Source organism: Pseudomonas sp. NPDC008258 (assembly GCF_042956345.1).
In the GTDB taxonomy this organism is placed as follows: domain Bacteria; phylum Pseudomonadota; class Gammaproteobacteria; order Pseudomonadales; family Pseudomonadaceae; genus Aquipseudomonas.
The window spans coordinates 83,689-105,537 of sequence record NZ_JBIBGE010000020.1 but is presented as its reverse complement, the minus strand read 5'-3'; the positions used below and the strand labels follow the sequence as shown (position 1 = coordinate 105,537).

Annotated in this window: 22 protein-coding genes and 5 tRNA genes; 14 read left to right on the top strand and 13 right to left on the bottom strand. The window is 63.1% G+C overall.

Annotated elements, in window-relative coordinates; all coding sequences use genetic code 11:
* The first annotated feature begins 6 nt into the window (after positions 1-6).
* Entirely contained in the window at positions 7-954 is a 948-nt protein-coding gene (gene ispH, locus ACFY9W_RS17485) for a 4-hydroxy-3-methylbut-2-enyl diphosphate reductase (protein WP_391132408.1), read from the top strand.
* On the opposite strand, the gene ACFY9W_RS17480 is transcribed toward ispH, so the two are convergent.
* Entirely contained in the window at positions 955-1,449 is a 495-nt protein-coding gene (locus tag ACFY9W_RS17480) for a GspH/FimT family pseudopilin (protein WP_391132406.1), read from the bottom strand.
* Between the two features lie 109 nt (positions 1,450-1,558).
* Here ACFY9W_RS17480 and ACFY9W_RS17475 point away from each other — a divergent pair, with 109 nt between their 5' ends.
* Genes ACFY9W_RS17475 through thiO form a run of 5 tightly spaced genes read left to right on the top strand, consistent with a single transcriptional unit; the run spans position 1,559 to position 4,386 of the window.
* Positions 1,559-1,741: a prepilin-type N-terminal cleavage/methylation domain-containing protein gene (locus ACFY9W_RS17475; protein WP_391132404.1), complete on the top strand. Its 183-nt coding sequence runs from the start codon at positions 1,559-1,561 to the stop codon at positions 1,739-1,741.
* Positions 1,738-2,382: a prepilin-type N-terminal cleavage/methylation domain-containing protein gene (locus ACFY9W_RS17470; protein WP_391132402.1), complete on the top strand. Its 645-nt coding sequence runs from the start codon at positions 1,738-1,740 to the stop codon at positions 2,380-2,382. Before ACFY9W_RS17475 ends, ACFY9W_RS17470 begins: the two co-directional genes overlap by 4 nt.
* Positions 2,379-2,843, top strand: a complete 465-nt coding sequence (locus ACFY9W_RS17465; RefSeq protein ID WP_391132400.1) for a hypothetical protein — start codon at positions 2,379-2,381, stop codon at positions 2,841-2,843. The genes ACFY9W_RS17470 and ACFY9W_RS17465 overlap by 4 nt, the downstream gene beginning before the upstream one ends.
* Position 2,844: 1 nt before the next feature.
* Positions 2,845-3,234 carry a type IV pilin protein gene (locus ACFY9W_RS17460; RefSeq protein ID WP_391132398.1) on the top strand — a complete coding sequence of 130 codons (390 nt, stop codon included), beginning with the start codon at positions 2,845-2,847 and terminating at the stop codon, positions 3,232-3,234.
* A 54-nt stretch (positions 3,235-3,288) separates the two neighbouring features.
* The gene (gene thiO / locus ACFY9W_RS17455; RefSeq protein WP_391132396.1) at positions 3,289-4,386 is read left to right on the top strand and encodes a glycine oxidase ThiO; all 1,098 of its coding nucleotides are present in this window, start codon (positions 3,289-3,291) and stop codon (positions 4,384-4,386) included.
* 154 nt (positions 4,387-4,540) lie between these two features.
* On the opposite strand, the gene ACFY9W_RS17450 is transcribed toward thiO, so the two are convergent.
* The 10 genes from ACFY9W_RS17450 to ACFY9W_RS17405 all read right to left on the bottom strand — a co-directional run bounded on the left by ACFY9W_RS17450 (position 4,541) and on the right by ACFY9W_RS17405 (position 14,466).
* The gene (locus tag ACFY9W_RS17450; protein WP_391132394.1) at positions 4,541-5,950 is read right to left on the bottom strand and encodes an amidase; all 1,410 of its coding nucleotides are present in this window, start codon (positions 5,948-5,950) and stop codon (positions 4,541-4,543) included.
* A 1-nt stretch (position 5,951) separates the two neighbouring features.
* A complete protein-coding gene (locus ACFY9W_RS17445) occupies positions 5,952-7,229 on the bottom strand; it encodes an allantoate amidohydrolase (RefSeq protein ID WP_391132392.1) in 1,278 nt (425 codons plus the stop codon).
* 153 nt (positions 7,230-7,382) lie between these two features.
* A complete protein-coding gene (locus ACFY9W_RS17440; protein ID WP_391132390.1) occupies positions 7,383-8,078 on the bottom strand; it encodes an ATP-binding cassette domain-containing protein in 696 nt (231 codons plus the stop codon).
* Positions 8,078-8,830: an ATP-binding cassette domain-containing protein gene (locus ACFY9W_RS17435; RefSeq protein ID WP_391132388.1), complete on the bottom strand. Its 753-nt coding sequence runs from the start codon at positions 8,828-8,830 to the stop codon at positions 8,078-8,080. Before ACFY9W_RS17435 ends, ACFY9W_RS17440 begins: the two co-directional genes overlap by 1 nt.
* The gene (locus ACFY9W_RS17430; RefSeq protein ID WP_391132385.1) at positions 8,830-9,849 is read right to left on the bottom strand and encodes a branched-chain amino acid ABC transporter permease; all 1,020 of its coding nucleotides are present in this window, start codon (positions 9,847-9,849) and stop codon (positions 8,830-8,832) included. Before ACFY9W_RS17430 ends, ACFY9W_RS17435 begins: the two co-directional genes overlap by 1 nt.
* A 1-nt stretch (position 9,850) precedes the next feature.
* The gene (locus ACFY9W_RS17425; RefSeq protein ID WP_391132383.1) at positions 9,851-10,711 is read right to left on the bottom strand and encodes a branched-chain amino acid ABC transporter permease; all 861 of its coding nucleotides are present in this window, start codon (positions 10,709-10,711) and stop codon (positions 9,851-9,853) included.
* Positions 10,712-10,776: 65 nt separating this feature from the next.
* Positions 10,777-11,979 (bottom strand): ABC transporter substrate-binding protein, encoded by a 1,203-nt coding sequence (locus ACFY9W_RS17420; protein WP_391132381.1) that lies wholly within the window; start codon positions 11,977-11,979, stop codon positions 10,777-10,779.
* Positions 11,980-12,069: 90 nt separating this feature from the next.
* Positions 12,070-12,834 carry an FCD domain-containing protein gene (locus ACFY9W_RS17415; protein WP_391132379.1) on the bottom strand — a complete coding sequence of 255 codons (765 nt, stop codon included), beginning with the start codon at positions 12,832-12,834 and terminating at the stop codon, positions 12,070-12,072.
* 287 nt (positions 12,835-13,121) lie between these two features.
* On the bottom strand, positions 13,122-13,352 hold the full coding sequence (locus tag ACFY9W_RS17410; protein ID WP_300026203.1) for a PP0621 family protein: 231 nt from the start codon (positions 13,350-13,352) through the stop codon (positions 13,122-13,124).
* A 94-nt stretch (positions 13,353-13,446) separates the two neighbouring features.
* A complete protein-coding gene (locus tag ACFY9W_RS17405; protein ID WP_391132377.1) occupies positions 13,447-14,466 on the bottom strand; it encodes an outer membrane protein assembly factor BamD in 1,020 nt (339 codons plus the stop codon).
* 147 nt (positions 14,467-14,613) lie between these two features.
* Here ACFY9W_RS17405 and rluD point away from each other — a divergent pair, with 147 nt between their 5' ends.
* The 8 genes from rluD (at position 14,614) to ACFY9W_RS17365 (ending at position 20,045) form a co-directional block, all read left to right on the top strand.
* Positions 14,614-15,576, top strand: a complete 963-nt coding sequence (gene rluD / locus ACFY9W_RS17400; protein ID WP_391132375.1) for a 23S rRNA pseudouridine(1911/1915/1917) synthase RluD — start codon at positions 14,614-14,616, stop codon at positions 15,574-15,576.
* Positions 15,573-16,313 (top strand): peptidoglycan editing factor PgeF, encoded by a 741-nt coding sequence (pgeF, locus tag ACFY9W_RS17395; RefSeq protein ID WP_391132372.1) that lies wholly within the window; start codon positions 15,573-15,575, stop codon positions 16,311-16,313. The genes rluD and pgeF overlap by 4 nt, the downstream gene beginning before the upstream one ends.
* A 251-nt stretch (positions 16,314-16,564) precedes the next feature.
* Positions 16,565-19,129 carry an ATP-dependent chaperone ClpB gene (clpB, locus tag ACFY9W_RS17390; RefSeq protein ID WP_391132370.1) on the top strand — a complete coding sequence of 855 codons (2,565 nt, stop codon included), beginning with the start codon at positions 16,565-16,567 and terminating at the stop codon, positions 19,127-19,129.
* A 472-nt stretch (positions 19,130-19,601) separates the two neighbouring features.
* Positions 19,602-19,677, top strand: a tRNA-Asn gene (locus ACFY9W_RS17385).
* Positions 19,678-19,680: 3 nt separating this feature from the next.
* A tRNA-Pro gene (locus ACFY9W_RS17380) sits at positions 19,681-19,757 on the top strand.
* A gap of 6 nt (positions 19,758-19,763) precedes the next feature.
* Positions 19,764-19,839 (top strand) — tRNA-Lys (locus ACFY9W_RS17375).
* 48 nt (positions 19,840-19,887) lie between these two features.
* A tRNA-Pro gene (locus ACFY9W_RS17370) sits at positions 19,888-19,964 on the top strand.
* Positions 19,965-19,969: 5 nt separating this feature from the next.
* Positions 19,970-20,045, top strand: a tRNA-Lys gene (locus tag ACFY9W_RS17365).
* Between the two features lie 194 nt (positions 20,046-20,239).
* On the opposite strand, the gene ACFY9W_RS17360 is transcribed toward ACFY9W_RS17365, so the two are convergent.
* Positions 20,240-21,535, bottom strand: a complete 1,296-nt coding sequence (locus tag ACFY9W_RS17360; protein ID WP_391132368.1) for an FAD-dependent oxidoreductase — start codon at positions 21,533-21,535, stop codon at positions 20,240-20,242.
* A gap of 84 nt (positions 21,536-21,619) precedes the next feature.
* Entirely contained in the window at positions 21,620-21,793 is a 174-nt protein-coding gene (locus ACFY9W_RS17355) for a DUF3094 family protein (protein WP_391132366.1), read from the bottom strand.
* Positions 21,794-21,849: the final 56 nt, after the last annotated feature.

The following is a 21,849-nucleotide window of genomic DNA, read 5'->3' as shown; positions in this document are numbered from 1 at the left end:
CCGAGCATGCAAATCAAACTCGCCAACCCTCGCGGCTTCTGCGCGGGGGTCGACCGGGCGATCGAGATCGTCAACCGTGCGCTGGAAGTCTTCGGCCCGCCGATCTATGTGCGTCACGAAGTGGTGCACAACAAGTTCGTGGTGGAAGACCTGCGCAACCGCGGCGCCATCTTCGTCGAAGAGCTGGACCAGGTGCCGGACGATGTCATCGTCATCTTCAGTGCCCACGGTGTTTCCCAGGCCGTGCGCCAGGAAGCCGCTGGCCGTGGCCTGAAAGTGTTCGATGCCACCTGCCCGCTGGTGACCAAGGTGCATATCGAGGTAGCCAAGTACAGCCGCGACGGCCGTGAGTGCATTCTCATTGGCCACGAAGGGCACCCGGAAGTCGAAGGCACCATGGGCCAGTACGACGCCAGCAACGGCGGCTCCATCTACCTCGTCGAAGACGAAGAGGATGTTGCCAAGCTGCAGGTGCGCGACCCGGACCACCTGGCCTTTGTCACCCAGACCACGCTGTCGATGGACGACACCAGCCGCGTCATCGATGCCCTGCGCGCCCGCTTCCCGAACATCGGTGGCCCGCGCAAGGACGACATCTGCTACGCCACCCAGAACCGCCAGGACGCCGTGAAGCAACTGGCCGGTGAGTGCGACGTGGTGTTGGTGGTGGGCAGCCCGAACAGCTCCAACTCCAACCGCCTGCGCGAGCTGGCCGAGCGCATGGGCACCCCGGCCTACCTGATCGACGGTGCCGAGGACCTGCAACAGGTCTGGTTTGAACAGTCGGCGCGTATTGGCATCACCGCTGGCGCTTCGGCCCCCGAAGTGCTGGTGCGTGGCGTGATCGAGCAGCTCAAGGCCTGGGGCGCTACCGGCGCTGAAGAGCTGGACGGGCGTGAAGAGAACATCACCTTCTCGATGCCCAAAGAGCTGCGGGTTCGCTCGCTGATCTGATCAAAGGCCTGCGCACAGCGACCGGTTTTCCGGTTTGCCTGTACGCAGGCTGATTCGCCCGCTGCTAGCCATCACCACGCGATGCAGGCTGGTCGCAGCGGTTTTCTCACACAGTTCCAGCCGCCCAGACAACATTCCATTGTGTTTGCTCAGCGGCACCCCCGATGCACTGAACTTCACTTGGTCGCCAGTATTGGCCAAGATCTTCATCGGCTTTGAGAGGCGTTGCTCGCGCAACAACTGCTGATTGTGCTCCAGCAGCACACGCCATCCTTTCCCCCAATCACTGTCCAACGCCTGCACCAGCACTGGCTGGCTTTGCAGAATGGCGTGGCTGCGCGCACTGCGCAGCGCTTGCGCCAGGTCACGGGCTGCCGCTGCCCTGTGTAGGTCGTCGCTCATCCTGGCGTAGGCCGGCACGCCGAGCTGTGTCAGCAAGACGGCCACTGCCAAGGCCGACAACATTTGTATCAGTGTTACGCCGCGTTGCTTCACCGTGCATTCCTCCCTGGAAGTGCTTGGCTATAGCTTCACGTTCGCTGGCCAAACGGTCTAGTCGGCCACATTCAAGGCAATTGCGGGAAAAGTCGCAGGAGGTGCAAGGATGCACGCGAGGCAACGGGGCATGACGCTGCTGGAGGTTTTATTGGCTGTAGTGGTCGTGGCTGCGGGTATGTTTGCAGCGGCAGGGCTGCAACTACAGGCATTGCAGGCCACGGAGAGCGCGCGCCGTGATGGGCAGGCGGCAATGGCGGCGCACAGTGAGCTTGAACGGGGGCGTCGATGAGGCGCGTCCAAAGTGGTTTTGGCTTGCTGGAGTTGATGCTGGCGCTAGCTATCGGGTTGATGCTGCTGGCTGCGGCCAGCCAGCTTTTCACGTCGGCTCATCATACCTGGCGCCTGCAAAGCACTTCGGTGCGCATGCAGGATGAGGCACGGCAAGCGTTGCTGCGCATGGCTCAGGATATACGCATGGCCGGGATGTTCGGTTGCTTGCGCCTGGAACCCTCAGATTTCTATGACCCGACACTTCACCAGTTATTCGCCCGCCCGTTGATGGTCGAGGCATCCACCCTGAGCCTGGTCGTGGCGGAGTTGCCTGGGCAGGCTGGCGCACCTGACTGGTTTTTGCACACCGATTGCCTCAAGAAAACCTCTGTGGATAAAGAGCGCAAGACCGGGTACTCACTGGTGTACCCGGTCAGCCGGTATGTCTATCAGCTCGAAGGCAAAACGCTGAAGTTCAAGCGCGGAAAAAGCAATTTTCAACCGTTGGTTGAGAATGTGCAGGCGATGCGTCTGCAGCGCGTGCAATTGGCGGAAGGGGCGCGGGTGGATATCACCCTGATGCTTTACGAACCCACGCTCAAGCTAGAACAGCACCATGAGCTGAGCGTCGCATTGCGCAACCCGGCCCCCGCCTCATGAGTCGCCAGCGTGGTGTGGTGCTTCTACTGGCCTTGGTCCTCAGCATGCTGCTAGGCCTGCTCGCTGCATCCGCAATGCGTGACGCGCTGGTGGAAACACGTATGGCCGGCTACCTGAGCGATGGCCTGTTGGCGCTGGAAGAGGCAGAGGCCGCTTTGCAGGCTGGGGCGCGAGAATTCGAACGGGCGCCGCCAGACGCTTGCGGCGCATGCCTGCCACCAGCCCGACCGCACGATCTGGCAGGGCCATGGCAGCGCACTCCAACCGGCTATTTCCATCTCCAGAACCTGGGTATCAGCAAACGTGCCGCGCACGTGCCTGAAGGGCAGCCGGTCACCCTGTTCCGGATTACCGCCGTCAGCAAGCAAGCCCAGCCCCGGCATGTACTGGAAGCCGTCTACGCCGTGGCCGACGGTACAACCCGACGCATCAGCTGGCGGCAAAGATTGCGAGGAGACTGACATGCAGCAAGGCTTGAGCCTTATCGAGTTGTTGATTGTGCTGGCCGTGACCGGCATTCTGGCAGCCATTGCCTACCCCAGTTACAGCGACCAGCTTCGGCGAGCCGCACGCAGCGAAGTGGTTGGCCTGCTGCATGATGCCGCCCTGCGCCTGGAGCGCCACCGCGTGCGCACCGGCCAATACGCCGAGGGCGACCCGGCCTTGCCCGACGGTACCCGCTATTACAGCCTGCAGGCCCAACGCGACAGCGATACCTTCACGCTGCGCGCCCGGCGGCTGCCGCATGGGCTGATGGCGCAGGATGGTTGTGGCGACTTCCAGCTCGACCAGGCCGGCGTGCGCAGCAATCCCGGTGCCCTTGGTGGCAGCGGGCACTGCTGGGGAAGCTGAAGGTTGAATGATGCCCGGTGCATCGCGGTTTTACTTCAGGTGTTGGATCGACAGATGAGCAAGCAAGTAGTGGTGGTCGGTGGCGGGGTGATCGGCCTGCTGACGGCGTTCAACCTGGCGGCGAAGGTCCGGCAGGTGGTGGTGTGTGACCAGGGTGAGGTCGGCCGTGAGTCGTCGTGGGCGGGTGGCGGCATTGTTTCGCCGCTGTACCCGTGGCGCTACAGCCCGGCAGTAACCGCTTTGGCGCACTGGTCGCAGGATTTTTATCCACAGCTGGGCGAGCGTTTGTTCGCCAGCACCGGCGTCGACCCCGAAGTACACACCACGGGCCTGTACTGGCTCGACCTGGATGACGAAGCCGAAGCGCTGGCCTGGGCCGAGCGTGAGCAGCGGCCACTGAGTGCAGTGGATATCTCGGCGGCCTACGACGCGGTGCCGGTGCTGGGCGCGGGCTTCAAGCGGGCCATCTACATGGCCGGCGTGGCCAATGTGCGCAACCCGCGTCTGGTGAAGTCGCTGAAAGCGGCGCTGCTGGCATTGCCGAACGTGACCTTGCGCGAACACTGCCAGATTACCGGCTTCGTTCAGCAGGGCGGGCGTGTGACCGGTGTGCAGACGGCCGATGGCGTGCTGGCGGCGGATGAGGTGGTGCTCAGTGCGGGGGCCTGGAGTGGCGACCTGCTGAAAACCCTTGGTCTTGAACTGCCGGTTGAGCCGGTGAAGGGCCAGATGATCCTGTTCAAGTGTGCTGAAGACTTTTTGCCGAGCATGGTCCTGGCCAAGGGGCGCTATGCCATCCCGCGCCGTGATGGGCACATTCTGGTGGGCAGCACGCTGGAGCATGCCGGGTATGACAAGACCCCGACCCTTGACGCGCTGGAAAGCCTGAAGGCGTCGGCGGTGGAGTTGTTGCCTGAGCTTGAGGGGGCCACGGTGGTGGGGCACTGGGCCGGGCTGCGGCCTGGGTCGCCGGAAGGCGTTCCTTACATCGGGCCGGTGCCTGGGCATGAGGGGTTGTGGCTGAACTGCGGGCATTACCGTAACGGCCTGGTGCTGGCGCCAGCTTCGTGCCAGCTGTTTACCGATTTGCTGACCGGCGCCGAGCCAATCATCGACCCGGCGCCCTATGCCCCAGCGGGGCGTTTGGGCTGAGGGCCCATGCAGTACCTGTGGGAGCGGCCTTGTGTCGCGATGGGCTGCGCAGCAGCCCCGGGGAATGCCGCTGCACAGCTGGAATTGCCGGGGCCGCTTTGCGGCCCTTTCGCGACACAAGGCCGCTCCCACAGGGAGGGCACAGTTAGCGATTTTAGCCGGTTATCGGTGCCTGCAGGTGCCGGCTTGGGTAATGCTGCTCATACACCTTGCAGACCCGCAGCACCTGCTGATCGGCAAAGCGCCCGGCCACCACTTGCAGCCCTACCGGCAACCCCTCGCGAGTGAACCCGCACGGCACCGAAGCTGCCGGCTGCTGGGTCAGATTGAAGGGGTAACTGAACGGTGTCCACTCCATCCACTGCGCCATCCCCGACCCAGGCGGCACATTGTGGCCTGCCTCGAACGCCACCAGCGGCAACATCGGTGACAGCAGCACGTCATAGCGCTGGTGGAAGGCATTCATCTTCGCGATCAGATCTGCCCGAGCCTCCAGCGCCTGGGTGTATTCGCTCAGGCTGATCTGTGCACCTTGCTCCGCAATCCAGCGCAACCCTGGGTCGAGCACTGCCCGTTGTTCACCGCTGAGTGCACTGGCCAGCCGCGCCGCGCCCGCAAACCACAGGGTATTGAAGGTTTCCAGCGGGTCGCCGAAGCCGGGGTCGACTTCCTCAACCTGCGCGCCCAGCCGCGCCAGGCGCTGCACTGCCTGGGCCACCAGCGCCTGAACCTGCGGGTTGACCTGCACGTAACCAAAGTTGGCGCTGTAGGCGATCCGCAGGCCGCTCAGGTCTGGCTCCTGGCCCAGCCACGGCGCTTGCCGTGGCGCCCCGGCCAGGCCGTCTCGTGCGTCGGGCCGGGCCACACAGTCGAGCATCAGCACCGAGTCGTCCACGGTGCGCGTCATCGGCCCCAGATGCGACAACACCGTCATGGCGCTGGCTGGCCATTGCGGTACGTAACCGAAGGTTGGTTTGATCCCGAAGGTGCCGGTAAAGGCACAAGGGATGCGGATCGAGCCACCCGCATCGCTGCCCTGATGCAGCACGCCCAGGTTCAGTGCAGCGGCGGCGGCCGCGCCACCCGACGAGCCGCCTGCGGTCAGGCGGGTATCCCAGGGGTTGCGGGTAATGCCATACAGCGGGTTGTCGGTCACGCCTTTCCAGCCGAACTCGGGTGTGGTGGTCTTGCCCACCAGCACCGCGCCGGCATCGCGCATGAAGGCGCTGAACGGCGCATCAATGTCCCAAGGGCCTGCACCCGAGGTGGTGCGCGAACCTTTGCGTGTGGGCATGCCGCGGGTCAGGGTCAGGTCCTTGATCGAGGCGGGTACGCCGTCCAGCCGGCCGCAGGGCTCGCCACGCTGCCAGCGCTGTTCGCTGGCGCGGGCGGCGGCGCGGGCACCTTCGCCGTCGACATGGCAGTAGGCGTTGACCGCCGGGTTGTGCAGGTCGATGCGCGCCAGCACATCGTCTACTACCTCCACTGGTGACAACTGGCGCCGCTGGTAGAGTTCGAGCAGTTCGACGGCGGTGAACTCGCCAATCGCGGTTTTCTGGGTCATCTCAACGGCCTCCCGGGTTGGCGGCCTGGAACATGGCGCGCAGCAGCACGTCGCAGCCATCGGCCAAGTCCTGTGGCGCTGCGTTTTCGATTTCGTTGTGGCTGATGCCACCCTCGCACGGCACGAATATCATCCCGGCCGGGCCAAGTTCGGCAAGGAAGATAGCGTCGTGGCCGGCGCCGCTGACAATGTCCATGTGGCTGAGGCCCAGCTCGCGCGCGCCCTGACGCACGGCGTCCACGCATTGGTCGGCGAAGTACAGGGGTGGGAAGTCGGCAGTCGGCGTCAGCTCAAAACTCAGCCCGTGCTTTATCGTGCTGGCCTCGATGGCTGCGCGCACTTCGCTGACCATGGCGGCGAGGTGCCCGGGGTCGAGGTGGCGCAGGTCGATGGTCATGTGTACCTGGCCAGGGATGACATTGCGCGAACCAGGGTGCAGCGCGAGGCAGCCGACCGTGCCGCAGGCGTGCGGCTGGTGGGCGTGGGCCACGCGGTTGATGGCTACCACTACCTCGGCCGCGCCGACCAGGGCGTCTTTGCGCAGGTGCATCGGAGTAGGGCCGGCGTGCGCCTCGACACCGCTCAGCACCAGGTCGAACCATTTCTGCCCCAGGCAGCCTTGTACCACGCCAATGGTGGTGCGCTGGTCCTCCAGTACCGGGCCTTGCTCGATGTGCGCTTCAAAGTAGGCACCCACAGCATGCCCGGTGGGGACACGCGGGCCGGCGTAACCGATGCGTTGCAGCTCGGCGCCTACCGACAGGCCTTGGTCGTCGACCTTGTCCAGCGTTTCCTGCAGGCCGAATTTACCGGCGAACACGCCCGAACCCATCATGCAGGGCGGGAAGCGCGAGCCTTCTTCGTTGGTCCACACCACCACTTCCAGCGGGGCCTCTGTGGTCAGCTTGAGGTCGTTGAGAGTGCGGATCACCTCCAGGCCGGCCATGACGCCGTAGCAGCCATCGAACTTGCCACCGGTGGGTTGGGTGTCGATGTGGCTGCCGGTCATTACCGGCGGCAGGGCAGGGTTGCGGCCAGGGCGGCGGGCGAAGATGTTGCCGATGGCGTCGATGCTGACCGTGCAGCCGGCTTCTTCGCACCAGCGCACAAACAGGTCGCGGGCCTGGCGGTCGAGGTCGGTCAGGGCCAGGCGGCATACGCCGCCCTTGGCGGTGGCGCCGAGCCGGGCCAGGTCCATCAGCGATTGCCAGAGGCGTTCGCGGCTGACCAGGGGGCCTTGGCCGAGCATGTGCTGCGATGGATCGATGCGGGTATTCATGGTTCATCTCTCCTGAAATTACTGGGTTGCTTGTGCCGGCCTCTTCGCGGGCTTGCCCGCTCCCACAGGTACTGCACAGTCCTGAGGGAATTGATGCCCCTGTGGGAGCGGGCGAGCCCGCGAAGAGGCCGGCACAGGTAAACAAGGTCGCTATCAGGCGCTAAGGGCCAGGTAACGGTTCTTGATGCTCGGGTCCTCACGGAACTGCGCCGCACTGCCCTGATAGGCAACCCGACCCTGCTCCAGCACGTAATGGCGGTCAGCAAGTGCATCGCAGACCATCAGGTTCTGCTCCACCAGCAGGATCGACAGCCCTTCGTCCTTGATCCGCCGCAGAATCTTCACCAGCTCGTCGACAATCACCGGCGCCAGGCCTTCGGTCGGCTCGTCGAGGATCAGCAGCTTGGGCCCGTTAAGCAGGGCACGGGCGATGGCCAGCATCTGCTGCTCGCCACCGGACAGCGCGAACCCACCATTACGGCGCCGCTCCTTCAGCCGCGGAAACATGCCGTACACATCCTCCAGCTGCCAGCGGCTGGTCTTGCGCACGGCAATCTTCAGGTTCTCCTCGACGCTGAGCTGGCGGAAGATGCCGCGGTGTTCCGGCACCAAGGCAATGCCCAGCCGGGCGATATCGAATATTTCGCGGCCGACCAGTTGCTGGCCGTTGAAGCTGATTTGCCCCTGGCGAGGTCGGACAATGCCGAGGATGCTGCGCAGGGTGGTGGTCTTGCCGGCACCGTTGCGCCCCAGCAGGGTCACCAGCTCGCCGCTTTCAACCTTCAGCGACACACCTTCGAGCACGTGGCTTTTGTCGTAGTAGGAGTGGATCGAATCGACGTTGAGCATCAGGCGGCCTCTCCAAGGTAGGCGGTGCGCACGCGCTCGTCGTTGCGCACCTGTTCAGGGGTACCTTCGACCAGGATCTGGCCGTGGCTCATGACGGTGATGCGCTGGCTGATCGACATGACGATGCTGATGTTGTGCTCGATCAGCAGCACGGTATGGTCGCGACCCAGGTCGCTGATCAGGTCGGTCATCACCGGAATGTCGTCGATGCCCATGCCCGAGGTGGGCTCGTCGAGCATCAACAAGGTGGGTTGCGCACAGATCGACATGCCCACCTCCAGCACCCGTTGCTGGCCGTGCGACAGCTCGCCAGCCAGGGTGTCGGCACGGGCGGTGAGCTTGAGGCGCTCCAGTACCTGGTCGGCGGTGTTCCAGTGGCTGCGCTTGTGCTCTACGCTGCGCCAGAAGTTCAGCGCGCCCAGGCCATCGCGGCCCTGGGCGGCCAGGCGCAGGTTTTCGCGTACCGACAGGTTCTGGAACAGGCTGGTCAGTTGAAACGACCGCGCCATGCCCAGCGCCACTCGCCCATGGGAAGGTTTGCGAATGATGTCCTTGCCGTTGAACAGGATCTTGCCGCCAGTGGCCTGGCGCTCGCCGGTCAGGCAGTGGAACAGGCTGGTCTTGCCGGCGCCATTAGGGCCGATGACCGTGTGGATGGTGCCGGCGCGGACTTTCAGGTCCACACCTGCAACCGCCTTGAACGGCCCGTAGGCCAGTTCCAGCTGACGGGTTTCCAGGAGGTAGTCGCTCATCACAGGGTCTCCTTGGCTTTGGCCTGGGGCTTGTCGTTGGTGTTGCGCATTGCCAGCAGGCGCTTGCCCAGTTCAGCCAGGCCACCCCACAGGCCACCACGCATGAACACCACTACCAGGATCAGGATCACCCCCAGCAGCATCAGCCAGCGCGGCCACAGCTCAGACAGCACATCGCCGAGCATCACGATGGCGCCGGCCCCCAGCAGCGAGCCGAACAGCGAGCCTGTACCGCCGACAATGGTCATGATCAGGATGTTTTCACTCATCATCAGGTCGATGTTCGACAGCGGCGCGAAGTGCAGCAGCATGGCGTACAGCGCCCCGGCGATACCGGTGATGGCGCCCGACAGCATGAACACCAGGATCTTGAAGTGGCGGGTGTCGTAGCCGATGGCGGCAGCGCGGGTTTCGTTTTCACGGATGGCCAGCAGCGTGCTGCCGAAAGGCGAGCGGATCACCCGCAGGGCACCGGCGAAAATCAGCAGGAACAGCACGGCGACGAACACGTAGAAATGCCGCGGGTCTGCCAGGTCGACCAGTACATGCCCGGCAATTTCGATATTGGGCCGGGGTACGTCGAGCAGGCCGTTGTCACCGCCGGTCCAGCCGCTGAGGGTGTAGGCCAGGAAGTAGGCCATCTGGCTGAAGGCCAAGGTCAGCATCACGAAGTAGATGCCCGTGCGGCGGATCGCCAGGGCGCCCACCAGCAGCGCGAGGAAGGCGCCGAACACGGCTGCGCCCAGCAGTGCGGCGAACATGCCCCACTGCAGGTGGATCATCAGCAGCGCTGCGCCATAGGCGCCCACGCCAAAGAAGATACCCTGGCCGAACGACAGCAGGCCGGTGTAGCCAAGCAGCAGGTTGCAGGCCAGCGCGGCCAGGGCAAATATCAGGATCTCGGTGGCCAGGGTGGCCGACGGCAGCACCAGCGGCAGCGCCACCAGGCTGGCGACAACCAGCAACAGCAGCGCTGGTGCGCGGCCCTTGGCCACGGGCAATGGGTTTTTATCGCTCATCTCAAGCTCTCCCGAACAGGCCATAGGGACGCACCAGGATCACCGCAGCCATGGCGCCGTAGATCATCAGGCTGGCGCCTTGCGGCCAGAGGCTAGTCATCATGCTTTGCACCACACCCACCAAAAGCCCGCCGACCAGTGCGCCGCCGAACGAGCCCATGCCGCCGATCACCACCACCACGAAGGCGATGCCGAGGATTTCCGGGCCGACGAACGGCTGGGCACCGCGCAGTGGCGCGAACAGCACACCGGCCACGCCGGCCAGGCCAACGCCCAGGGCGAAAGTCAGGGAGAACAGGCGGAAGATATTGGTGCCCAGCAGCGACACGGTTTCGGTGCTTTCGCTGCCGGCCCGCACCAGCGCGCCGAAGCGGGTGCGCTCCAGCAGCAGCCACAGGCCAAGGCCGATCAACGCGGCGAAACCGATCAGGAACAGGCGGTAATAGGGGTAGATGAAGTCACCAAGGATCAGCACCCCGCGCAGCTCCGGCGGTACGGCAATGTTCTTGCCCACCGGCCCCCAGATCAGCACCGAGGCTTCCTGGATGATCAGCGCGATGCCGAGGGTGACCAGGATCTGGAAGGTGTGCGGCAGGTGATAGATGCGTTTGATCAACAGGCGCTCCACCACCCAGGCCAGCGCGGCCACCACCAGCGGCGCGATCAGCAGTGCCAGCCAGAAGTTGCCGGTGATGGCCACGGCGGTGTAGCACAGGTAGGCGCCCAGCAAGAAGAACGCGCCGTGGGCGAAGTTGACGAAGTTGAGCAGGCCGAAAATGATCGTCAGGCCCACGGCGATGAGGAAGTAGATCATCCCCAGGCCCAGGCCGTTGAGCAATTGGAACAGGTACAAATCGAGCATGAGCGTGCCCTCGACAGCGCGCGGCGCGGCTGCCTGTACGAGTGTGTGTGACTAACGCCGCGGCTTCAGGCCAGGGCGCAACCGGTGTGGTCGACCTCTACGAACGAACGGCCCGAGCTGATGACTTCGGCCAGGTCGTCCTCGTCGCGCATCTGCCCCTGGGGCTTGCCGCGCAACAGGTAGTAATCCTTGAGCACCTGGTGGTCGCCCGGGCGGATCAGCTCTTCACCGGTCGGGCCCTGGAAGCGCATGCCCTGCAACGCCGCAGACACGGCGGCGCCATCCAGGCTACCGGCCTTGACGATGGCCTCAAGCATGACCTTGGTGCCGATGTAGTCGGCAGCCAGCGGGTAGTTAGGGTTGATGCCGTAGGCTTTGCGGGTGGCAGCAACCAGTTGTTTGTTCAGCGGGGTATCGACCTGGTGCCAGTACTGCGCGCCCAGGTAAACGCCTTCGAGTACGTCACTGCCCAGCTCCTGGAACTGATCGAGGCCGGCTGACCACACCATCAGCACTTTCATGCGGTCCTTGATGCCAAAGTTGACCGCCTGGCGCAGGGCATTGGATGCCTGGCTGCCGAAGTTGAGCAGCACCAGCACGTCAGGTTTGGCGGCGATGGCGTTGGTCAGGTAGCCGGAAAACTCCTGCTCCTGCAGCGAGTGGTAGCTGTTGCCGATGTGTTCCACGCCCATCTCGGCGAACACCTTGCGTGCGTTGTCCAGCAGGGCATCGCCGAACACATATTGCGGGGTAATGGTGTACCAGCGCTTGGCCTGGGGCAGCTGGCGGATCATCGGCACCAGGGTTTCGCGGATGGCGCCGTAAGTGGGCACCGACCAGCGGAAGGTCGAGGCGTTGCAGTCCTTGCCGGTGATTTCGTCGGCGCCGACCGGGGTCATGAACACGCCACCGGCCTTGTGGATTTCCTTCGACACCGCCAGTGCCGAGGACGACAAGGTGCAGCCCTGGAAGAAGCGAGCACCATCCTGGCCGATGGCTTCCTGCACCTTGCGCACGGCCTTGCCGGCGTTGCCTTCGGTGTCGATGACTTTGTACTTGAGCGGCTGGCCGAGCAGTTGTGGGTACTCGGCAATGGCCAGGCGCGAGCCCATGTCGGCGTACTTGCCGTAGCTGGCGAAGGCGCCCGACATGGACTTGAGGCCATAGAAGGTCAATGGTTGGTCGGCGAATGCCCGGTGCGCCCCCAAGGGGAGGCTACCTAAGGCACCCAGGGCAAGGCCTGCCTTGAGCAGGGTACGTCTTTGCATGAGTAACTCCTTGGTTGTGGTTATTAGGCAGGAGTGGCAATGACAAAGCGGGTACGGCAGGGCCTGTGTGCAGGCCTCTTTCCAGGCGTATCAGTGGTGGTGGTCGAACTCCAGCAGGAAGTTGCGGGCAACCTCGCCTTCCAGCGCGGTCATGTGGTGCTCGGCGTCGCACATGTGTTCGTGCATAAGCCGGCGTACGGCGGGTTCGTCGCTGGCGCGCAAGGCGGTCAGCAATTGCTTGTGGTACTCGATGTTGGCGGCCGCGAATTGCTGGCGCTTGGGCAGGTAGGCCTTTTTCAGCACCACCAGGTCGCGCAGCAGGTCATTGAGGAAGATCGCCATGAAACGCAGCAGCGGGTTGGGGCAACGGTCGGCCAGCAGGGTGTGGAACTCCAGCTCGGCCAGGCGTTGTTCACGCTGGCCTTCTTCGCTGTCCTCCGGCGCGCTGCAGAAGTCGATGTTGGCCTGCAGCGCGGCGTAGTCGGCCTCGCTCAGCTTGCCCATGACCGACACCGCCAGCTCTACCTCGATGATTTTGCGCAGTTGGTACACCTGCTCGCCATCCAGGTGCTGGAAGTGCAGGTAGTTGCGCAGGGCGCGGCTGGCCGGCTCGGTGCCCACTTCATTGAGGTAGGCACCGCCGGTCGGACCGGTGCGGGTGCTAACCAGGCCTTCGACCTCCAGCGCCTTGAGCGCTTCGCGAGCGGTGCCTTTGGAGCATTCGAAGTGCTCCATCAGTTCGCGTTCGGTGGGCAGGCGATCGCCAGGGTGCAGCGCCTCGGTAACGATCGAGCGCTTGACCGATTCGACGATCACATCGGACAGCTTCTGGCGCTTGCGTTTGGGTTTGAGCATTTCGCTATTTTTCATATTTATGCGGATAAATAGGATTTAGCGAATTTTGGTGGAGTGGGTCAATGCTGGAGGAGGGGGAGGGGTCGTATTTGGTGTGAAAGAGTCGGGGAGGGATAAGTAAGCAGGTACATCTGTGGGAGAAGCTGTCTTATTCAAAATCTTCGAGCTCGCGCAATCTCTGTGGGAGCGGGCGCGCCCGCGAACACCGGCAAAGCCGGTGCCATCCACTGCGTTGCCTGTTTCGCGGGCACGCCCGCTCCCACAGAGACCGTGTCGCTCTTACAAGTTCAGTTTTGGCGGCCGGGGCCTTGCTGAAGGTGCGCCTGGCTGCAATACCACTCATTACCCTGCTGCAGTGCCCGATCGTTGGGCAGGTGCACGCCGCAATGAGCACAGCGCACCATCTGAAGCGGCGCATCCAGCTTTGCCTCGGGGTGTGACTGTTGGCTGACTTTGAACTTGCGCCACAGCCAGAACGCGGCGGCGATCAGGGCGATCCAGAAAAGTAGGCGAACCATGGTGTCCAGCTTGTCGGTTGAAGAAACAGACAGTCTAGGGCGCGGCCAATAAAAAAGGGAGGCCCATGGCCTCCCTTTCAGTTACCGCTGTGTATCAGTCAAACATGCCAAAGGTCATGTAGCTGAACCACGAGCGGTCTTTCTCGGCTTCTTTCGGGCCTTCCGGCACGATCGGGTCGCCGTTCTCGTCCTTCGGCAGCAGCTCTTGCGGCATCTCGTCACGCGCGTCCTGGAACTGCTTGACCACGTCCTGGTTGGCGCGGGTTTCGCCCGGCGGCAGCGGGGTTTCAGTCTCGATCAGGCCCAGGGTGGCCTTGGACAGCCAGCCGCGGCCGTCAGACTCGGTCTGCTTGGGCTGGAACTCGCCATCGACCAGGCTTGGGTGGTCCGGGTAGTTGAGCTTGAGGGTTTCCAGGCTGCTGGCGGCCAGTTCGTCCAGGTGCATCTTCTGGTACGACTCGACCATCACCGCCAGGCCGTCGCCGACCGATGGGGTTTCCTGGAAGTTTTCGACCACGTAGCGGCCACGGTTGGCGGCGGCCACATAAGCCTGGCGGCTCAGGTAGTAGTCGGCCACGTGGATTTCATACGAGGCCAGCAGGTTGCGCAGGTAGATCATGCGCTGCTTGGCGTCTGGCGCGTAGCGGCTGGTGGGGAAGCGGCTGGTCAGCTGGGCGAACTCGTTGTACGAGTCGCGGGCGGCACCCGGGTCACGCTTGGTCATGTCCAGCGGCAGGAAGCGCGCCAGCAGGCCACGGTCCTGGTCGAACGAGGTCAGGCCTTTGAGGTAGTAGGCGTAGTCGACGTTCGGGTGCTGCGGGTGCAGGCGGATGAAGCGCTCGGCAGCCGACTTGGCAGCCTCGGGCTCGGAGTTCTTGTAGTTGGCGTAGATCAGCTCGAGCTGGGCCTGGTCGGCATAGCGGCCGAACGGGTAGCGCGACTCCAGGGCCTTGAGCTTGTTCACGGCGCTGGTGTAGCTGGAGTTGTCCAGGTCAGCTTGCGCCTGCTGGTACAGCTCGGCTTCGCTGAGGTTCTCGTCAATGACCTCTTTATTGGAGGAACAGGCCGCGGTAAGCCCGAGGATGGCGATCAGCAGCAGGTGTTTCACTTGCATGGCGGCTTGCGTCCCTTTGACGGCCGCTGTCTTGGGCGGTGCCGTCCTGTTATGATGAGCGCCCCGGCCAACCCCGGGACAAAAGAAGCCGTATTTAACCACAAGCTAGCAGCCGAAACCAAAGGCTGTGCGCCCGCCGAATCGAGCATGTCCGAGATCATTCAACTTAGCGCAGAGGTACCGTCCGATCTGGGCGGTCAACGCCTCGACCAGGTCGCCGCCCAATTGTTCGCCGAGTACTCGCGTTCGCGGCTTACTACGTGGATCAAAGAAGGCCGCCTGACGGTCGATGGCGCCGTCGTGCGCCCTCGCGATACCGTCTATGGTGGCTCTGTCCTGGCTCTGCAGGCCGAACAAGAGGCCCAGGGCGAGTGGATCGCAGAAGACATCGAGCTGGATATCGTCTACGAAGACGAGCATATCCTGGTGATCAACAAGCCAGCAGGCCTGGTTGTACACCCGGCCGCCGGCCATGCCAGCGGTACCCTGCTCAATGCGCTGCTGCACCACGTGCCAGACATCATCAACGTACCGCGTGCCGGTATCGTTCATCGCCTGGATAAAGACACCACGGGCCTGATGGTAGTGGCCAAGACCTTGCAGGCGCAGACCAAGCTGGTTGAGCAAATGCAAGCCCGCAAGGTCAGCCGCATCTACGAGTGCATCGTGATTGGCGTGGTGACCTCCGGTGGCAAGATCGATGCACCGATCGGGCGCCACGGCGGCATGCGCCAGCGCATGGCCGTTACCGACGGCGGCAAACCGGCGGTCAGCCATTACCGCGTCCTCAAGCGCTTCCGCTCGCACACGCACGTGCGGGTCAAGCTGGAAACCGGCCGTACCCACCAGATTCGCGTGCACATGGCCCATGTTGGTTTCCCGCTGGTCGGCGACCAGACGTACGGTGGGCGCTTCCGCATTCCACCGGCTGCCAGCCCAACCATGGTCGAGGCGGTGAAGACCTTCCCTCGCCAGGCACTGCACGCGCGTTTCCTTGCGTTGGCCCACCCGATTACCGGTGAAGTCATGAAGTGGGAGTCGCCACTGCCGGATGACTTCCTCTGGCTGCTGACGCTGCTGAACGAAGACCGCGAGAGCTTTATCGGATGAGCGGCCTGACGCAGTCGCTGCTGTTCCCCGACTGGCCGGCCCCGGCCTCGGTTCGCGCCTGCGTCACCACCCGTCAGGGCGGCGTAAGCCTGCCGCCCTACCAAACCTTCAACCTTGGCGATCATGTGGGGGATGACCCCGCAGCAGTGGCCGAGAACCGTCTACGACTGAGCAGCGAATTCGACATCCAGCCGGCCTGGCTCAAGCAGGTGCATGGGCTGGTAGTGGCCGATGCCGACCCGGCCGTGGTGGCCGAGGCCGACGCCAGCTGGACCGACCAGCCGGGCATTGCCTGCACCGTAATGACTGCCGATTGCCTGCCTGCGCTGTTCTGCGACCGGGCGGGCACGCGTGTGGCAGCGGCGCATGCCGGCTGGCGCGGGTTGGCCGGTGGCGTGCTGGAAGCCACGCTGGACCGCCTGGCGCTGCCGCCGGAAGAGGTGCTGGTGTGGCTGGGCCCGGCCATTGGCCCGCAGGCTTTCGAAGTAGGGCTGGAGGTGCGTGATGCCTTTACGGCAGTGCACCCTGAAGCGGCTCGGGCCTTTGTCGAAGGTGAGCGGCCGGGCAAGCTGGTGGCTGATATCTATGAGCTGGCGCGCATTCGCCTGGCGGCGCGTGGGGTGACGGCTGTTTATGGCGGTGGCTTGTGCACGGTCAGCGATGAGCGGTTCTTCTCCTATCGCCGTACCCCGCAGGGTGGGCGGTTTGCTTCCCTGGTGTGGCTGGATCCTCGCTAGCCTGTACCGGCCCTTTCGCGGGCTCGCCCGCTCCCACAGGTACTGCATCGCTCTCAGGGCCTGTGACGATTCTGTGGGAGCGGGCATGCCCGCGAACGGCCCCCCCGCCAATCCAGCAGGTTGACCCCGGTCAACCCCGCTACGCTTGAATCTTCCAGAATCAGCCTTATCTATAAGGTCATCTCAGGCAGGTTTCTTTATAAACAGGCGCTGTCCATCGCTCCGACCTGCCCTTTAAAGGAAGGTACACCATGCGAATAGACCGTTTGACCAGCAAGCTGCAACTTGCAATATCCGATGCTCAATCCCTGGCCGTAGGCATGGACCACCCTGCCATCGAGCCCGTGCACCTGCTGCAGGCACTGCTTGAACAGCAGGGCGGTTCGATCAAGCCGCTGCTGATGCAGGTAGGCTTCGACATCAACAGCCTGCGCCAGGCACTGGTGAAAGAACTCGACCAGCTGCCAAAAATCCAGAACCCCACCGGCGACGTGAACATGTCGCAGGACTTGGCGCGCCTGCTTAACCAGGCCGACCGACTGGCCCAGCAGAAGGGCGACCAGTTCATTTCCAGCGAACTGGTAGTGCTGGCCGCCATGGACGAAAACAGCAAGCTCGGCAAACTGCTGCTGAGCCAGGGCGTGACCAAGAAGGCCCTGGAAAACGCCATCAACAACCTGCGTGGCGGTGCGGCAGTGAATGACGCCAACGCCGAAGAATCGCGCCAGGCCCTGGACAAATACACCGTCGACCTGACCAAGCGTGCCGAAGAGGGCAAGCTGGACCCGGTGATCGGCCGTGACGACGAAATCCGCCGTACCGTGCAGGTGCTGCAACGCCGTACCAAGAACAACCCGGTGCTGATCGGCGAACCTGGCGTGGGTAAAACCGCCATCGCCGAAGGCCTGGCCCAGCGCATCATCAATGGTGAAGTGCCCGATGGCCTCAAGGGCAAGCGCCTGCTGGCGCTGGACATGGGTGCGCTGATTGCCGGTGCCAAGTACCGTGGCGAGTTCGAAGAGCGCCTGAAGTCGCTGCTGAACGAATTGTCCAAGCAGGAAGGCCAGATCATCCTGTTCATCGACGAACTGCACACCATGGTCGGCGCCGGCAAAGGCGAGGGCGCCATGGACGCCGGCAACATGCTCAAGCCGGCCCTGGCCCGCGGTGAACTGCACTGTGTGGGTGCCACCACGCTGAACGAGTACCGCCAGTTCATCGAGAAGGACGCCGCCCTGGAGCGCCGCTTCCAGAAAGTGCTGGTAGAAGAGCCGAGCGAAGAAGACACCATCGCCATCCTGCGTGGCCTGAAAGAGCGCTATGAAGTGCACCACAAGGTGGCCATCACCGACGGCGCCATTATCGCTGCGGCCAAGCTCAGCCACCGTTACATCACCGACCGCCAGTTGCCGGACAAGGCGATTGACCTGATCGACGAAGCGGCCAGCCGCATCCGCATGGAGATCGACTCCAAGCCCGAGGTGCTGGACCGCCTTGATCGTCGCCTGATCCAGTTGAAGGTGGAGTCGCAGGCGCTGAAGAAAGAAGAAGACGAAGCGGCTAAAAAACGCCTTGAGAAGCTGACCGAGGAAATCGAGCGGCTGGAGCGTGAGTATTCCGACCTGGAAGAGATCTGGGCCTCGGAAAAGGCCGAAGTGCAGGGCTCTGCGCAGATCCAGCAAAAGATCGAGCAGGCCCGTCAGGAGCTGGAAGCTGCCCGTCGCAAAGGCGACCTGAGCCGCATGGCCGAGCTGCAGTACGGGGTAATCCCGGACCTGGAGCGCAGCCTGCAGATGGTCGACCAGCACGGCAAGACCGACAACCAGTTGCTGCGCAACAAGGTGACCGAGGAAGAAATTGCCGAAGTGGTGTCGAAGTGGACCGGCATCCCCGTGGCCAAGATGCTTGAAGGCGAGCGCGAAAAACTGCTGAAGATGGAAGAGCTGCTGCACCAGCGCGTGATCGGCCAGGGCGAGGCGGTAACCGCCGTAGCCAACGCCGTGCGCCGCTCGCGTGCCGGGCTGTCGGACCCGAACCGGCCAAGTGGTTCGTTCTTGTTCCTCGGCCCGACCGGCGTGGGCAAGACCGAGCTGTGCAAGGCGCTGGCCGAGTTCCTGTTCGACACCGAAGAGGCGATGGTGCGCATCGACATGTCCGAGTTCATGGAGAAACACTCCGTGGCTCGCCTGATCGGCGCCCCACCAGGGTATGTAGGGTATGAAGAGGGCGGTTACCTGACCGAGGCCGTACGGCGCAAGCCTTACTCGGTGGTGCTGCTGGACGAGGTGGAGAAGGCCCACCCGGATGTGTTCAACGTGCTGTTGCAGGTGCTGGAAGACGGCCGCCTGACTGACAGCCACGGGCGCACCGTGGACTTCCGCAACACCGTGATCGTGATGACTTCCAACCTGGGGTCGGCGCAGATCCAGGAACTGGTGGGTGACCGCGAGGCGCAACGTGCGGCAGTGATGGATGCTGTGGGTGCGCACTTCCGTCCGGAGTTCATCAACCGTATCGACGAAGTGGTGGTGTTCGAGCCACTGGGCCGCGAGCAGATTGCCGGCATTACCGAAATCCAGCTGGGCCGCCTGCGCAGCCGTTTGCTGGAACGCGAACTGTCGCTGAGCTTGAGCCCCGAGGCGTTGGACAAGCTGATTGCCGTGGGTTACGACCCGGTTTACGGCGCACGGCCGCTGAAACGGGCCATCCAGCGCTGGATCGAAAACCCGCTGGCGCAGCTGATTCTGGCAGGCAGGTTCCTGCCGGGTTCGGCGATCACCGCCAAGGTGGAAGGCGACGAAATCGTCTTTGGCTGAGCTGCTTCACCCTGAGCCCCGCATTTGCGGGGCTTTTTTTGCCTGTTCGCCGGCACTGGCCCCTTCGCGGGCATGCCCGCTCCCACAGGATATGTGCACATTTCGAGGGCAACACCGTACCTGTGGGAGCGGGCGAGCCCGCGAAGAGGCCGGCACAGCCCCAGCAAATTCGGGCCTTTGCAGGCTATCTTGATAACCCGCTGAAATTTTTGAAATTTTTGCTTGCATCAAAAAACGAGTGCCCCTAATATACGCCGCGTTGTCAGGCACTAAGCGAATCACCAGCAATATCGGTGACCGCAAAACAACTTACAAATCAGTAAGTTGAATGAAAAAAAGTGGTTGACAAGCAAAACGAAGAATGTAGAATAGCCGGCCTCAGCAGCGACAACGCGAAAGCAGCGAAGCTAAAGAGTCCGAAGCGAACACAGTCTTCGGAGTAGCAAATCGGAAAGTAGTACCGAAGTTCAGTTCCGCGATAGCTCAGTCGGTAGAGCAAATGACTGTTAATCATTGGGTCCCTGGTTCGAGTCCAGGTCGCGGAGCCATCTCGGGGTGTAGCGCAGTCCGGTAGCGCGCCTGCTTTGGGAGCAGGATGTCAGGAGTTCGAATCCCCTCACCCCGACCATTTTCCGGGTCGTTAGCTCAGTTGGTAGAGCAGTTGGCTTTTAACCAATTGGTCGTAGGTTCGAATCCTACACGACCCACCATGTAGAAAAGGGCATCTCCAGTTGAGATGCCCTTTTTTTTGAAAGACCCGGGGTGTAGCGCAGTCCGGTAGCGCGCCTGCTTTGGGAGCAGGATGTCAGGAGTTCGAATCCCCTCACCCCGACCATTTTTGGGTCGTTAGCTCAGTTGGTAGAGCAGTTGGCTTTTAACCAATTGGTCGTAGGTTCGAATCCTACACGACCCACCATGAACAAAGGGCATCTCGCATGAGATGCCCTTTTTCTTTGCCTCGGGAAAGATGGCCCAGGTTTCTCGCATTCGGCTACCCACAATACCCTGTGGGAGCGGGCAAGCCCGCGAAGAAGGCCACGCAGTGCCTGGCACGGGCTTCGCCCGTGTTCGCGGGCACGCCCGCTCCCACAGGTGAAGCCTTCTTGCCTGTCAGTGCAACTTCAGGCGCGGCTCGGTACCCCGGCCAATCTTGCTGCCCAGCATCATCAACGCCGTGCGGAAGAACCCGTACAACGCCATCTGGTGCATGCGGTACAGCGACACGTAGAACATCCGCGCCAGCCAGCCTTCCAGCTTCACGCTGCCCATCAGGTTACCCATCAGGTTGCCCACCGCCGAGAAGCGCGACAGCGACACCAGCGAGCCGTAGTCCTTGTACTCGTAGGTCGGCAGCGCCTTGTTCTCCAGCCGCGCCTTCAGGCTTTGCGCCAGCATCGAAGCCTGCTGGTGCGCGGCCTGGGCGCGCGGCGGCACGCTGCGGTCGCTGCCAGGTTGCGGGCAAGCGGCGCAATCGCCAAAGGCGAAGATGTTTTCATCGCGGGTGGTCTGCAGGGTAGGGCGCACGACCAGCTGGTTGATGCGGTTGGTTTCCAGGCCATCGATGTCCTTCAGGAAACCCGGCGCGCGAATACCGGCCGCCCACACTTTCAGGCTGGCCTGGATCACTTCACCATCCTTGGTTTTCAGGCCATCCTCGGTCACTTCACTGACTGCAGCGTTGGTCATCACCTTCACGCCGAGTTTTTCCAGGGTCTTGTGCACCGGCACGCTGATGCGCTCTGGCAGTGCTGGCAGCACGCGAGGGCCCGCCTCGATGATAGTGATGTGCATGTCCTTGGGCTGGATGCGGTCCAGGCCATAGGCTGCCAGCTCGTGTGCGGCGTGGTGCAGTTCGGCCGCCAGTTCCACACCGGTGGCACCGGCGCCGACGATGGCGACGCTGATTTTTTCACTGGCCACGTCGCCGGCATGGGCGCGCAGGTAGTGGTTCAGCAGCTGCTGGTGGAAACGCTCGGCCTGCTTGCGGGTGTCCAGGAACAGGCAGTGCTGCGCCGCGCCCAAGGTACCGAAGTCGTTGGTGTTGGAGCCCACGGCAATGACCAGGGTGTCGTAGCCCAAGGTACGTGCTGGCAGCAGCTCACGGCCCTCTTCATCGAGGGTGGCGGCCAGCTGGATCTGCTTGCCTTCACGGTCCAGGCCGCTCATGCGCCCCAGCTGGAAATTGAAGTGGTTCCACTTGGCCTGGGCCACGTAGTTCAGTTCGTCTTCCGAGGAGTTCAGCGAGCCGGCAGCCACTTCGTGCAGCAGGGGCTTCCAGATGTGCGTGAGGTTGGCGTCGACCAGGGTGATTTCGGCCTGCTTGCGCTTGCCCAGGCTTTTACCCAGGCGGGTCGCCAGTTCCAGGCCGCCGGCGCCGCCGCCGACAATCACGATGCGATGAGTCATGGGGATATCTCATAAGGTTTACGGAATTCGTGGCCCATAGGGCCGGCCGCAAACTGCACGAGGGGAGGGCGAGCGCGAAGCAGCTCATAGCACCAGTCCACTCAGCAGGCGGCTGACAAGACCCAACCCGATGGTTACGGCCACCACCAGCGCAAGGAGCAGCCACGGCCGGAATGGCCTGCGCTCGACCTGGTGCTGGGGGGCTCGCAGATACTCATCGACACGACGCTGATCTTCAGGATTCAGGCGGCTGGTCATGGTGGGGCCTCGTCAGGTAGACGTCTGTGACTGCGCAAACGCTACAGCGTTCGCGC

Coding starts and splice junctions, on each gene's coding strand:
- ispH (WP_391132408.1), top strand. CDS start 7: ATGCAAATCAAACTCGCCAACCCTCGCGGCTTCTGCGCGGGGGTCGAC.
- ACFY9W_RS17475 (WP_391132404.1), top strand. CDS start 1,559: ATGCACGCGAGGCAACGGGGCATGACGCTGCTGGAGGTTTTATTGGCT.
- ACFY9W_RS17470 (WP_391132402.1), top strand. CDS start 1,738: ATGAGGCGCGTCCAAAGTGGTTTTGGCTTGCTGGAGTTGATGCTGGCG.
- ACFY9W_RS17465 (WP_391132400.1), top strand. CDS start 2,379: ATGAGTCGCCAGCGTGGTGTGGTGCTTCTACTGGCCTTGGTCCTCAGC.
- ACFY9W_RS17460 (WP_391132398.1), top strand. CDS start 2,845: ATGCAGCAAGGCTTGAGCCTTATCGAGTTGTTGATTGTGCTGGCCGTG.
- thiO (WP_391132396.1), top strand. CDS start 3,289: ATGAGCAAGCAAGTAGTGGTGGTCGGTGGCGGGGTGATCGGCCTGCTG.
- ACFY9W_RS17450 (WP_391132394.1), bottom strand. CDS start 5,950: ATGACCCAGAAAACCGCGATTGGCGAGTTCACCGCCGTCGAACTGCTC.
- ACFY9W_RS17445 (WP_391132392.1), bottom strand. CDS start 7,229: ATGAATACCCGCATCGATCCATCGCAGCACATGCTCGGCCAAGGCCCC.
- ACFY9W_RS17440 (WP_391132390.1), bottom strand. CDS start 8,078: ATGCTCAACGTCGATTCGATCCACTCCTACTACGACAAAAGCCACGTG.
- ACFY9W_RS17435 (WP_391132388.1), bottom strand. CDS start 8,830: ATGAGCGACTACCTCCTGGAAACCCGTCAGCTGGAACTGGCCTACGGG.
- ACFY9W_RS17430 (WP_391132385.1), bottom strand. CDS start 9,849: ATGAGCGATAAAAACCCATTGCCCGTGGCCAAGGGCCGCGCACCAGCG.
- ACFY9W_RS17425 (WP_391132383.1), bottom strand. CDS start 10,711: ATGCTCGATTTGTACCTGTTCCAATTGCTCAACGGCCTGGGCCTGGGG.
- ACFY9W_RS17420 (WP_391132381.1), bottom strand. CDS start 11,979: ATGCAAAGACGTACCCTGCTCAAGGCAGGCCTTGCCCTGGGTGCCTTA.
- ACFY9W_RS17415 (WP_391132379.1), bottom strand. CDS start 12,834: ATGCTCAAACCCAAACGCAAGCGCCAGAAGCTGTCCGATGTGATCGTC.
- ACFY9W_RS17410 (WP_300026203.1), bottom strand. CDS start 13,352: ATGGTTCGCCTACTTTTCTGGATCGCCCTGATCGCCGCCGCGTTCTGG.
- ACFY9W_RS17405 (WP_391132377.1), bottom strand. CDS start 14,466: ATGCAAGTGAAACACCTGCTGCTGATCGCCATCCTCGGGCTTACCGCG.
- rluD (WP_391132375.1), top strand. CDS start 14,614: ATGTCCGAGATCATTCAACTTAGCGCAGAGGTACCGTCCGATCTGGGC.
- pgeF (WP_391132372.1), top strand. CDS start 15,573: ATGAGCGGCCTGACGCAGTCGCTGCTGTTCCCCGACTGGCCGGCCCCG.
- clpB (WP_391132370.1), top strand. CDS start 16,565: ATGCGAATAGACCGTTTGACCAGCAAGCTGCAACTTGCAATATCCGAT.
- ACFY9W_RS17360 (WP_391132368.1), bottom strand. CDS start 21,535: ATGACTCATCGCATCGTGATTGTCGGCGGCGGCGCCGGCGGCCTGGAA.
- ACFY9W_RS17355 (WP_391132366.1), bottom strand. CDS start 21,793: ATGACCAGCCGCCTGAATCCTGAAGATCAGCGTCGTGTCGATGAGTAT.